Raw genomic sequence first — 11,779 nt, 5'->3', positions numbered from 1 at the left:
AATTGATAACATCTACAAAAAAATCTGGCAAACATTTAATAATCGGATTGATAATTCTATTTTTGCAAAACACAACACAGCTAAAATGTACAAATCACTAATCCGCCCACTTCTTTTCGGGTTTGATCCGGAAAAAATCCATTATTTTACTTTTTCAACACTGCGTTTTCTAAACAAGATTCCAGGCTCGAAATCAATTTTCAAATCGCTTTATCAAATTGATGATAAACGACTCGAACGTGAGGTTTTTGGCTTGAAATTTAAAAATCCTGTTGGCTTGGCCGCCGGATTTGATAAAGATGCAAAGTTATATAAAGAACTTTCGAATCTTGGTTTTGGCTTTATCGAAATCGGTACGCTCACGCCAAAAGGACAGGAGGGAAATCCTAAAAAACGCCTTTTCCGCCTAAAAGAAGATTCGGCAATCATCAATAGGATGGGGTTTAACAATGGTGGCGTGGTTGAAGCTGTCGAAAGACTGAAAAAAAATAATGGCGTGCTGATTGGAGGAAATATCGGGAAGAATAAGCTGACTCCAAATGAAGAAGCGACTTCAGATTATGAAATCTGCTTTGATGCCTTATATGATTATGTAGATTATTTTGTCGTGAATGTAAGTTCTCCAAATACGCCAAATCTTCGTGCATTACAAGATAAAGAACCGCTGACGCAGCTACTGCAATCTCTCCAAGATAAGAATGCTACAAAGCCAATACAGAAGCCGATTCTCCTCAAGATAGCACCTGATTTAACAGACGAACAGCTTTTGGATATAATTGACATCGTAAACGACACAAAAATTGCGGGCGTAATTGCTACCAATACGACTATTTCTAGAGAAGGGCTGAAATCCGAAAACAAAAAAGAAACAGGCGGCTTGTCTGGAAAGCCTCTGACAAAACGTTCTACAGAAGTAATCCGCTTTCTTTCCGAAAAAAGCAATAAATCCTTTCCGATAATTGGAGTAGGAGGAATCCATTCTGCCGAAGACGCGCTTGAGAAATTAGAAGCGGGTGCCAGCCTAGTGCAGTTGTATACAGGATTTATTTATGAAGGCCCGGCTCTGATTAAAAAAATCAACCAAAAGATACTAAAAGAAAAGTAAGATAATTCGATAGTTCGATAGTATAAAATTAGGAAAAAACGATTTCGTACAATAGAATTCTTTCCTATCTTTGGACTTCTATGGAACAAGTTAAAATTATAGAATGTCCGAGGGATGCGATGCAAGGAATCAAGGCATTTATCCCGACAGAAAAAAAAGTGGACTACATCCAATCCTTATTGCGTGTTGGTTTTGATACCATAGATTTTGGAAGTTTTGTTTCGCCAAAAGCCATTCCTCAAATGGTCGATACGGCTGAAGTATTAGCCAAGCTTGATCTTTCTCAGACAAGAAGCAAGCTTTTAGCAATTATTGCCAATACGCAAGGTGCAGAAATGGCTTCAAAACACAAACAAATACAGTACTTAGGTTATCCATTTTCCATATCTGAAAATTTCCAGATGCGGAATACCCATAAGACCATAGCCGAATCTTTAATTACTCTACAAGAAATTCTGGATATTGCCAATGCTACCGACAAAGAAGTCGTGGCCTATCTTTCCATGGGATTCGGAAATCCATATGGTGATCCGTGGAATGTTGAAATTGTCGGCGAATGGACAGAAAGATTGTCTAACATGGGCGTCAAGATATTGTCGCTTTCTGATACGGTTGGTTCTTCAACACCAGAAGTAATCGATTATCTTTTTTCGAACCTGATCCCAAAATACAAGCATATCGAGTTCGGAGCGCACTTGCATACAACGCCAGATAAATGGTTCGAAAAAGTAGATGCAGCTTATAAATCCGGCTGTCGACGATTTGACGGCGCTATCCAAGGTTTTGGCGGCTGTCCTATGGCTAAAGACGATTTGACAGGAAATATGCCGACCGAAAAGATGCTTTCGTATTTTACGACGCAAAAAGCTTCAACAGAAACTAGCCCGATGAGTTTTGAGAGTGCCTATAACGAAGCGACAAAGATTTTTACGGTATACCACTAATTCCGGCCAAATTTTGATATCTTTATCGCGGAGTAATTTTAACGTAACGATAGTTTGCCCAGTTCTATAATAAGCTTTTTTACCTTATTAATTTGCTTGGTTTTGCCAAAAACCGAGAGCTATTCTTTTAATCTCCAGAAAGATTCTGTCCGTTACTACCTTGAAGAATCTAAAAAGCAGGTATACAGCGATTTTAAAGCCGCAAAAAAGTCGCTTGTAAAAGCCGAAGCTATTGCAAAAAAATCCAAAGACCCTAATCTGATTGCAGATGTTGCCCATAATTACGCTGCCAGCTATTATATTGTTGGAACGTATGATGTAGCCCTGCAGAAATTTATGGAGGCTTTATCGTTGTATGAAGAAACCGATAATAAGCTCGGGATTGCAAAATGTCTTATAGGCCAAGGCCTTATCCAACAAGGAATCGGCAGAAATAAAGAAGCCATAAAGTTATTTCAAAAGGCAAATACGATTATCAAAGAATTAAACGATACTGTCTTAGAGAGCAAGGTGTATCTGAATATAGGCATTTCCCAAATTGAATTAAAGGAAATAGACGATTCGTACGATAATTTTCATAAATCTTTAAAATTAGCAGTCCAAAATAAAGATTCCAACATGGAACATCTTTCCCAAAACAGGTTGGGAAACCTCCATTATCTTCGGAACGATTTAGATTCTTCTGTCTATTATTACAAAAAAGTACTTGATGCCAGTCAAGCCAATCAATGGGAAAAGTCGTTTGCAAACACGGGGCTTTCAGAAGTTTATATTAAAAAAGGCGATTATAAAAAAGCAGAAGAATATGGCTTGAAAGGCTTTGAAGCCGCAAAAAACACACAAGCGAAGTGGGATATTGCCAGGGCTGCGGAAATCTTATCGATTGCTTATAAAAATGACCATAACTATGAGCTGGCTTTTAAGTATCTGGCCATCTGCAAAAGCTATAACGATTCGCTTTTTAACGACGCAAAATTGAAAGAAATCAACTTGCTGCAGCTAAAAAGAAAAGAAGCCGAAAACGAAAAACTCGTTGCCAAAAATGAAGCGGCACAGCACAAGCTCAAAAACACAAGACTATTTTCAGTATCCGTAATTCTCTTCATGCTGTATCTTTTGACCATCATATATCAGTATACTAAGAATAATAAGGTAAGAGAGAAGCTATATTCAGAATTAGAGCTTAAAAACCAAGACATCGAAAGCCAGCAAATGCTGATAACCGCACAGAACCATAACTTGAGCGAGTTAAATCAAACAAAAAACAAATTGTTCTCTATATTGTCACATGATTTGAGATCCCCGATTGCTTCTATTCAGCAAGTTCTCGGACTGCTACGCGAAGGCGAAATCAGCAGTGAAGAACTGAAAGTATTGGCCGAACATTTGATTACTCAAGTCGATAGTACTTCGATCATGCTGAATAATATATTGCATTGGTCTATGACACAGCTCGATGGAGCAAAAATCAATAAAGAGGATATTGATTTAGAAAAAATGGTCAAAGATTCCATAGCTGGGTTGAACCTTATGGCGAAAGCTAAAGAAATAAAATTTATCCATACAAATTCAGAAAAAGATACTGTTGTCGATGCAGATAAAGGACATGTCCAAATCATACTAAATAATTTGCTGTCTAATGCAATAAAGTTCACTCCTATAGCCGGAACTATTGAAATCAGGTATTCTGAAGACGGAACATTTATCCATATGCATATCAATGATTCGGGTAAAGGTATTTCTCAAGCCAAGATTGAAGAAATCCTGAATTTTGACAAAAGAGTAGTGTCCGAAAAAGGAACTGGTTTTGAAGAAGGTACCGGTCTTGGGCTGCTTCTGGTAAAACAATTTTTATCAGATAATAATGGACAGCTCGATATTGTCCACCATCAAGAAGGCGGGACGGAATTTATTGCCTCATTGCCAAAAGCTAAATATTTCTAAATAAAACCTTAGATTTCCTTTTCTCCCTAAAAATGATTACATTTGCACGCAATTTAACTACAAATTGCAACAATGAAAGCACACTCAACTAAAGTTATAGGAGAAGGCCTTACCTACGACGATGTCCTCCTGATCCCCAATTATTCTGAAGTTTTACCACGCGAAGTAAGCATTCAATCTAAATTTTCCCGTAATATTACATTAAACGTTCCTATTGTTTCTGCAGCAATGGATACAGTTACCGAAAGCGCTATGGCGATTGCTATGGCTCAAGAAGGGGGTATCGGCGTACTGCACAAAAACATGACCATCGAACAGCAGGCTGCAGAAGTACGAAAAGTAAAAAGAGCCGAGTCTGGAATGATCATAGATCCTGTGACTTTGCCTTTGACGGCGACTGTAGGCGATGCAAAACAAGTAATGAGAGAATACAGCATTGGAGGTATTCCTGTCGTAGATGAAAATCAAATTTTAAAAGGAATCGCCACAAACCGTGATTTGCGTTTCGAAAAAAACAATACCCGTTCTATTCTAGAAGTTATGACGACTGAAAAGCTTGTCACTGCTGGTGAAGGAACTACATTGGAAGTCGCGGAAGGTATCCTTCAAAAAAACAAAATTGAAAAACTGCCGGTAGTAAATTCTGACTATAAGCTAGTCGGATTGATTACCTTTAGAGATATCACAAAACTGACGCAAAAACCAATCGCCAACAAAGATAAGTTCGGACGTTTGAGAGTAGCGGCTGCCCTTGGTGTTACGGCTGATGCCGTTCAAAGAGCAGGCGCATTAGTTGCAGCTGGAGTAGATGCTGTTATTATTGATACTGCTCACGGACATACCAAAGGCGTTGTAGATGTTTTGAAAGACGTAAAGAAAAATTTCCCAGATTTAGATGTTATTGTCGGAAATATCGCGACACCAGAAGCGGCTAAATATTTAGTTGAAAATGGTGCCGACGGCGTAAAAGTAGGAATCGGACCTGGCTCTATTTGTACTACTAGAGTTGTGGCTGGTGTTGGCTTCCCGCAATTTTCTGCAGTTTTAGAAGTAGCTGCTGCTATCAAAGGTTCTGGAATTCCTGTCATTGCTGACGGTGGAATCCGTTATACAGGAGATATTCCAAAAGCGATCGCTGCTGGTGCTGACTGTGTAATGTTAGGCTCTCTTTTAGCAGGTACTAAAGAATCGCCAGGGGAAACTATCATTTTTGAAGGAAGAAAATTCAAATCGTATAGAGGGATGGGATCGGTTGAAGCGATGCAAGAAGGTTCCAAAGACCGTTATTTCCAAGATGTAGAAGACGATATCAAGAAATTAGTTCCAGAAGGAATCGTTGGACGTGTTCCATACAAAGGTGAACTGTTCGAAAGCATGCTCCAATTTATCGGAGGCTTGAGAGCAGGAATGGGCTACTGCGGATCAAAAAATATAGAGACGTTGCAAGAAACCGGACGCTTTGTTAGAATTACTGCTAGCGGTATCGGAGAAAGTCATCCCCACAATGTTACAATTACGAAAGAAGCGCCAAACTATTCAAGATAAGCTTCTTACTCATAAAAGAAAAGCCGAGGTACTTTCAAGTTCTTCGGCTTTTTTGTTATGTTGAAGTATCTTTTTTCAAATTTTCGCTGTCCCAAGCATGATCTCCCGGGCCAATAGGATTGAAAAGGTCGCTTTTAAAAAGCTGTTCCTGCATTTCGATTTCTTCCATAGCCGAAATCATAAACGCTTTTTTGTCATGTCGTTTCTTGGCCAACCTGAAAATAGCATCCTCATCATATTTGATGAATCTTTGTCCCTGCCTTGTAGCCGAATAACGACGATGGCCTAAATAAACCAAAGCATCAACGCCTAAATGCACGGCACTATATAGATTTTCACGGTAGATATTTTCTATTCCCATGTCGATGATTTCAAAAGCATCATTTCTGTTTCTGGCTCTAGCCAAAATTTTGAGGTGCGGAAAATGTTTTTTCAGCATCTCAATTACGATTAGGTTCACGGTCGGGTTGTCGATGGCAGCAATAAACAATTTGGCATTTTCACAACCGGCAGCTTTTAATAGTTCTAGACGGGTCGCATCACCATAATATACCTTAAAGCCCATTTTTCGCAAAGAATCCACACGATCTGAATCCAAATCTAATATGGTAGCTGGAATTTTGTTAGTCTTTAGTAAACGGCCTATGGTACTTCCGAAGTTTCCAAAGCCAGCAATAATGACTTCGTTGTTTTCGTTGATTTCGTCATACGTCTTGGACTCTTTTTCTTTTACTCCAAAATAAGGATCGATCAAACGTTCATTAATCAGCAGTAAGAAAGGAGTCGAAATCATGCTTATCGCGATAATCGCCATGATCTGATTGGCCAGCATATTCGGAATAATATTTAGTTCCATAGAAAAACTCATGATCACAAACCCGAATTCCCCAGCTTGACTCAAACCAATCGAAAAGATAAAATTTTGGTCGATTTTTTTGTTGTAGAGTTTTCCGATTCCCAAGAAGACAAAGAACTTAATCATGGTCAGTATAAAACCAAAAATCAAAATAAAAGCTGGATTGTCGATAATCAGCCTGAAATTGATTGAAGCGCCGACACCTATAAAAAATAAGCCAAGCAATAAGCCTTTAAACGGAGCGATATCGCCTTCCAGTTCATGCCTGAACTCAGAATTGGCCAAGACGACTCCGGCCATAAATGCACCCAAAGCAGGGCTTAATCCGACCAATTGCATAAGGTAGGACACGCCTAATACTAATAATAAAGCCGACGCGGTAAACAATTCCTGCAGCCTTGTTTTTGCGACTACATGCAGAATAGGAACAATTACATATTTCCCTGCAAAATAGATGGTAGCAATAACACCGATTACGATTAAAGTCTGTAGCCAGCCGTCTAAATTTGAAATCAGCGAATGGTGAATATCTTCATCAGGGATTATATTAGAACTCGAAACAAGCAAAGGAATGATGGCCAAGATTGGAATGACGGCAATATCTTGAAAAAGCAATACGGCAAAAGAAGAACGTCCGACGGAAGTCTGAAGCATTCCTTTTTCTTTGAGCGTCTGTAATACGATAGCTGTTGAAGAAAGCGATAAGGCCAGAGAAATGGTCAGGGCTGTCTGCCAGTTCCAATCGAAAATAATCGATGAACAGATGAAAAGCACTAATGAAGTAATCCCGACTTGTAGCGAGCCCATTCCTAATATGAACCGTCGCATTTTCCAGAACTTATAAGGATCGAGTTCCAGTCCGATCAGAAAAAGCATCATCACAACGCCAAATTCAGCAAAATGCATCAGGTCTTGGCCTTCCGAGCCAATAAATCCTAATACAAAGGGACCGATGATGATTCCAGAAAACAGGTAGCCTAAAATAGAGCTCAGTCCGATCTTTTTCGCGATAGGAACGCAGACTACCGCAGCGGCCAGATAAATTATTGCCTGAAGAAAAAAACTATTTTCCATGTCAAATATTTTTAGATTGCATCCAATCGTTCATGTAAAAAAACTGCTGTATTTTTTTGGCGTCTATTTCATTAGTTTCAAGATAGTTCAAAAGCCTTGCATAAGATGCCCCGTGTTCATAATAGGTCTCTTCTTCCATTTTGTGCGTACCGTGGATTACAAAAGGCGGCAGGTATTCCATTCGGCAGACTTTTGCGGTCTGGCTGAAAGGACGCAATAACTCAGGTAATGTAAACAAGTTGTCTCCCTCTGTGGAATAATTTTCCATGTTGGCACCGGTAGTTATGGCCTGGAAGATAATTTTATCCTGTAACGCTAATCCATTTTTGCCATACGCCCATCCGTATTCCAAGACCATGTCGATCCATTGTTTTAGCAGTGGCGGACAGCTATACCAATACATAGGATGCTGCCAGATGATAATGTCGTGGTTTTTTAGCAATTCCTGTTCGTACTTGACATTGATGTCGAATTCAGGATAGATTTCGTATAAGTCGTGGAAGGTAATGTTTTTGGAGGGTGGTATATGTTCCGCTAAAATTTTATTCGCAAAAGATTTTTCGAATAAGGGATGGGCAAACACTATTAGTATTTTGTTCTTCGACATCAATTTTAATTTGAATTCGAGGGTGTGTTACAAGGCTAGGGGATTTTGTTAACTAATATCGGAAAAAAATCAAGGCCATCCAAAAATAAAAAATCTCGAGAAGGAAGCTGTTCTATTCCTGCTCGAGATTGTTTTTCTATACAAAATACTATTTTAGATTCCTAGGTAATTGCTTGGCGTAATTTGCAATAGTTCAGCTTTAATGCTTTCCGAAACCTCAAGCGTCTTGATAAATTCATGAATGGATTCTTTGTTCATCACGGTATTGGTTCTCGTAAGGCCTTTCAAGGCTTCATACGGATTCGGGTAGCCTTCTCTTCTCAAGATGGTTTGAATGGCTTCGGCAACAACAGCCCAATTTCTTTCAAGGTCTTCCTCGAATTTTGGAGCGTTCAAAAGTAGCTTGTTCAACCCTTTTAAAGTAGCCTCAAAACCGATAATCGTATGGCCCATCGGCACGCCGATATTTCTCAAAACGGTACTGTCGGTCAAGTCTCTCTGCAATCTTGATAAAGGCAATTTGGCGGCCAGATGCTCAAAAATAGCGTTGGCAATTCCTAAATTTCCTTCTGAGTTTTCAAAATCAATAGGATTGACTTTGTGCGGCATGGCAGAAGAACCTACTTCGCCAGCTTTTATTTTTTGCTTGAAATAATCCATCGACACATAAGTCCAGATATCCCTGTCCAAATCGATGATAATGGTGTTGATTCTTTTCAGCGCATCAAAAAATGCAGCAAAATGATCGTAATGTTCAATCTGTGTAGTCGGGAAAGAATGGTGCAAGCCTAAGTTTCCTTCTACGAAATCTTTTCCGAATTGTTTCCAATCAATTTGCTTGTAAGCGACATGATGCGCATTGAAATTTCCGGTTGCGCCTCCAAATTTGGCAGCAAAAGGAACATTAAAAAGAAGACGCATTTGTTCTTCTAGTCTTTCTACAAAAACGGCAATTTCTTTTCCTAAACGGGTAGGAGAGGCAGGCTGTCCGTGGGTTCTGGCTAGCATTGGCACATCGGCCCATTCTGTGCTTAAATCTTTAAGCTTTGAAGTCAATTCGATTAATGATTTCAAATACACTTCTTGAAAAGCTTCTTTTGTCGATAATGGAATTGCGGTATTGTTTATGTCTTGAGAAGTCAGTCCAAAGTGGATGAATTCTTTATGTTCTGATAAGCCCAATTTGTCAAACGCAGTCTTGATAAAATATTCTACGGCTTTGACATCGTGGTTGGTTGTTTTTTCGATTTCCTTGATGGCTTTCGCATCGTCGGCACTGAAATTTTTGTAGAGGTTTCTCAAGCTGTCAAAAACCGAAGCATCCACCGTTTTTAGCTGCGGCAGCGGAATTTCGCAAAGCGAGATAAAGTATTCTATTTCAACAAGTACGCGGTATTTTATCAAGGCTTCTTCAGAGAAATACTGTGATAAAGAATACGTTTTGTTTCTATACCGTCCATCAATTGGAGATATAGCGTTCAGTTCAGTTAAAGTTGTCATTTTGTGTTGTTATTCAGATAAGCGCAAATATACTTTATATGTCTGAAGTATTAAAAGATAAATGCGATTTGTACTGCTTTTTCTTCCTGCTTTATAACCTTTTCGGATTATAAACGGGCCAGCAGCTTTTCTTTTAGCACTTTCATCCCTTCGGAAGCTGTTGTTGGAATGACTTCTAATTCGTTTCTGAGGTTTGGAATACGTGCAGGATTTAAATCGACATAAAACAAGGGAGTCCCAGGTTTTGTAAAATCAACCAGTCTGGCTGCAGGATAGACTTGCAGCGATGTTCCTACTACCGCAAAGAAATCGGCTTCGTTGGTGATGCTGACCGCTTCTTCTAGAGCAGGGACGGCTTCTCCAAACCACACGATGTGCGGGCGGAGCTGGTGTCCGTTGTCGTCAAGATCGCCAAAATTTAAGTCGTCTGTCCAATCCAATATGTAATTTTCTCTTTTGGTGCTTCGTGCTTTCAGCAGCTCGCCATGAAGGTGAAGCACATTTGAGCTTCCGGCTCTTTCGTGAAGGTCGTCTACATTTTGGGTAATGATATGTACGTCGAAATGTTGCTCCAGTTCGGCCAAAATTAAGTGTGCGGCATTGGGCACGACTTCTTTTAATTGCTGCCTTCTCTTGTTGTAAAAATCCATGACCAAAGCAGGGTTGTTTCTCCAGCCTTCTGGCGATGCGACTTCCATGACGTCGTGGCCTTCCCACAAGCCGTCTGAATCGCGAAAGGTCTTGATGCCGCTTTCAGCGCTGATTCCGGCTCCAGTAAGGACTACAAGTTTCTTTTTCATAGAATTAAATAGAAAGCGGAAACGGACATTACTAATGCCATTTCCGCTCTAAAAATAGTGTTTGATTATGCTTTTCCTAAAGTATATAATTGTTCCAATGTAGGCGATGCACTTCCGCCAGCTGGTTCCAGTGTGATTCCGAAGGCTTCGGCTTCATTGGCATTTTCAACTGTAAAGATTCGTTTTGCATTGCCTTTGAAATTCTCTAAAAGTCCGATACTTGTCGGTGTCAGAGGATTCAGTTTTAAAGCCCATACTTGATAGACCATGCCTTCAGGCGGTTCTGGAAGTCCAGCGGCATCGATATGGACAGCTTTGGTGTCTTTGTTCCAATATACTTTTGCATACGATTGCGGCGAAACTTCTTGCCCTTCCAGCTTTACTATTGTATTGCTGTTGTCGCGAATGATGGCTAAAGTAGCCTCATTGTTTTTATTTTGCAGGGTCAAGTCCACTACCGATTCTTGCAGCTTGCTTTTTTCGGTTTCTACCGTTTCTATTTTCGTTTTCTTGTCTTCCAGTTGTACGTATTGATATCCTACGCCAATCAGCAGTAAAATGGAAGCCGCCCATCCCAAATAAAGATAGATGCTCGATTTCGGCTTCATATCGACAACTCCGTGTTTGAGCATCAATGCTTCGCGTATTTTTTCATAGTTTCCTGACGATAGGAAAGGAGCAACGCTTTCTGAAAAATTGATAATCGCTTTTTCTATAGAAATAATTTCATTGCGTATGTCCTCGTCTTTTTCGGCCATTTTTGTGACTTCGCTGAATTCCGGCTCGTCCAATTGCCCAAAGACGTACAGTTCTAAAATACCTGACTCTATGTATTCTTGTTTGTCCATTATACTTTTAAAAAGTTTCTTAAATCATTGATGCAGTTTCTGTTCTGGGTCTTTACAGTCCCAAGCGGAATCTGCAATTCTTCTGAGGCTTCTTGCTGAGTGTATCCCTTAAAAAACAAAAGGTCTAAAATCTGGATGCATTTAGGTTTTAATTTCTTGACAAATTCTTTGATTCCGATCGTGTCAATCTTATTGCTCAGTTTGTTACTGTCGTCGAGTAGATGTACGAAATTATCAGACGAAAGGTTTTTCTGCCGGTTGTTAAAGCCTTTAGAACGAAGCTTATCGATAGAAGTATTGCGAGCAATATTGAGTATCCACGTATAGAATCTTCCTTTAGATTCGTTGTAGCTGTCAATGTTTTTCCATATTTTCACAAAAGTTTCCTGAAGGATATCTTCGGCCTCTTCATTGTCGCGTACCAGATTGTAAATCACGCTGTAGAGACTTTTAGAATACATATCATACATCAAAGTGAATGCTCTGTCGTCTTTTTTATAAATTTGTGGTAGTAATTCTTCCTGAGTCATAGCCGAATTTTAGGTAAGCCAATTTA

General features: G+C 39.6%; 10 protein-coding genes. 4 read left to right on the top strand and 6 right to left on the bottom strand.

The genetic code is table 11. The annotated features are described in order from the left end of the window. The first annotated feature begins 85 nt into the window (after nucleotides 1-85). From GGR22_RS01540 to guaB, 4 genes are all read left to right on the top strand, one after another. Nucleotides 86-1,105: a quinone-dependent dihydroorotate dehydrogenase gene (locus tag GGR22_RS01540; RefSeq protein WP_182492287.1), complete on the top strand. Its 1,020-nt coding sequence runs from the start codon at nucleotides 86-88 to the stop codon at nucleotides 1,103-1,105. Between the two features lie 80 nt (nucleotides 1,106-1,185). Next, nucleotides 1,186-2,049 (top strand): hydroxymethylglutaryl-CoA lyase, encoded by an 864-nt coding sequence (locus GGR22_RS01535; protein ID WP_182492286.1) that lies wholly within the window; start codon nucleotides 1,186-1,188, stop codon nucleotides 2,047-2,049. Nucleotides 2,050-2,151: 102 nt separating this feature from the next. After that, nucleotides 2,152-3,993 carry a tetratricopeptide repeat-containing sensor histidine kinase gene (locus GGR22_RS01530; protein WP_182492285.1) on the top strand — a complete coding sequence of 614 codons (1,842 nt, stop codon included), beginning with the start codon at nucleotides 2,152-2,154 and terminating at the stop codon, nucleotides 3,991-3,993. A 72-nt stretch (nucleotides 3,994-4,065) separates the two neighbouring features. Continuing rightward, nucleotides 4,066-5,538 (top strand): IMP dehydrogenase, encoded by a 1,473-nt coding sequence (gene guaB / locus GGR22_RS01525; protein ID WP_182492284.1) that lies wholly within the window; start codon nucleotides 4,066-4,068, stop codon nucleotides 5,536-5,538. Between the two features lie 55 nt (nucleotides 5,539-5,593). Here the strand turns inward: guaB and GGR22_RS01520 are convergent, their stop codons facing one another. From GGR22_RS01520 to GGR22_RS01495, 6 genes are all read right to left on the bottom strand, one after another. Continuing rightward, a complete protein-coding gene (locus GGR22_RS01520) occupies nucleotides 5,594-7,468 on the bottom strand; it encodes a monovalent cation:proton antiporter-2 (CPA2) family protein (protein WP_182492283.1) in 1,875 nt (624 codons plus the stop codon). A gap of 1 nt (nucleotide 7,469) precedes the next feature. After that, complete coding sequence (locus GGR22_RS01515) at nucleotides 7,470-8,075, bottom strand: NAD(P)H-dependent oxidoreductase (RefSeq protein ID WP_182492282.1); 606 nt, start codon at nucleotides 8,073-8,075, stop codon at nucleotides 7,470-7,472. A gap of 153 nt (nucleotides 8,076-8,228) precedes the next feature. Next, the gene (gene purB, locus GGR22_RS01510) at nucleotides 8,229-9,575 is read right to left on the bottom strand and encodes an adenylosuccinate lyase (RefSeq protein ID WP_182492281.1); all 1,347 of its coding nucleotides are present in this window, start codon (nucleotides 9,573-9,575) and stop codon (nucleotides 8,229-8,231) included. Nucleotides 9,576-9,682: 107 nt separating this feature from the next. Further along, nucleotides 9,683-10,375, bottom strand: coding sequence for an SIR2 family NAD-dependent protein deacylase (locus GGR22_RS01505; protein ID WP_182492280.1), 693 nt, complete (start codon nucleotides 10,373-10,375; stop codon nucleotides 9,683-9,685). Between the two features lie 65 nt (nucleotides 10,376-10,440). Next, nucleotides 10,441-11,223 (bottom strand): anti-sigma factor, encoded by a 783-nt coding sequence (locus GGR22_RS01500; RefSeq protein WP_121374637.1) that lies wholly within the window; start codon nucleotides 11,221-11,223, stop codon nucleotides 10,441-10,443. Then, nucleotides 11,223-11,753 (bottom strand): RNA polymerase sigma factor, encoded by a 531-nt coding sequence (locus GGR22_RS01495; protein ID WP_121374636.1) that lies wholly within the window; start codon nucleotides 11,751-11,753, stop codon nucleotides 11,223-11,225. The genes GGR22_RS01500 and GGR22_RS01495 overlap by 1 nt, the downstream gene beginning before the upstream one ends. Between the last annotated feature and the right edge of the window lie 26 nt (nucleotides 11,754-11,779).

The organism is Flavobacterium gossypii (genome assembly GCF_014138495.1).
Classification (GTDB): domain Bacteria; phylum Bacteroidota; class Bacteroidia; order Flavobacteriales; family Flavobacteriaceae; genus Flavobacterium; species Flavobacterium endophyticum.
This window is presented reverse-complemented; position numbering and strand designations above follow the sequence as displayed.

What these genes read in the sequence shown, in the direction of transcription:
- GGR22_RS01500 (WP_121374637.1), bottom strand. Translation starts at nt 11,223, where the DNA reads ATGGACAAACAAGAATACATAGAGTCAGGTATTTTAGAACTGTACGTC.
- GGR22_RS01495 (WP_121374636.1), bottom strand. Translation starts at nt 11,753, where the DNA reads ATGACTCAGGAAGAATTACTACCACAAATTTATAAAAAAGACGACAGA.
- GGR22_RS01520 (WP_182492283.1), bottom strand. Translation starts at nt 7,468, where the DNA reads ATGGAAAATAGTTTTTTTCTTCAGGCAATAATTTATCTGGCCGCTGCG.
- GGR22_RS01505 (WP_182492280.1), bottom strand. Translation starts at nt 10,375, where the DNA reads ATGAAAAAGAAACTTGTAGTCCTTACTGGAGCCGGAATCAGCGCTGAA.
- GGR22_RS01515 (WP_182492282.1), bottom strand. Translation starts at nt 8,075, where the DNA reads ATGTCGAAGAACAAAATACTAATAGTGTTTGCCCATCCCTTATTCGAA.
- guaB (WP_182492284.1), top strand. Translation starts at nt 4,066, where the DNA reads ATGAAAGCACACTCAACTAAAGTTATAGGAGAAGGCCTTACCTACGAC.
- purB (WP_182492281.1), bottom strand. Translation starts at nt 9,575, where the DNA reads ATGACAACTTTAACTGAACTGAACGCTATATCTCCAATTGATGGACGG.
- GGR22_RS01535 (WP_182492286.1), top strand. Translation starts at nt 1,186, where the DNA reads ATGGAACAAGTTAAAATTATAGAATGTCCGAGGGATGCGATGCAAGGA.
- GGR22_RS01540 (WP_182492287.1), top strand. Translation starts at nt 86, where the DNA reads ATGTACAAATCACTAATCCGCCCACTTCTTTTCGGGTTTGATCCGGAA.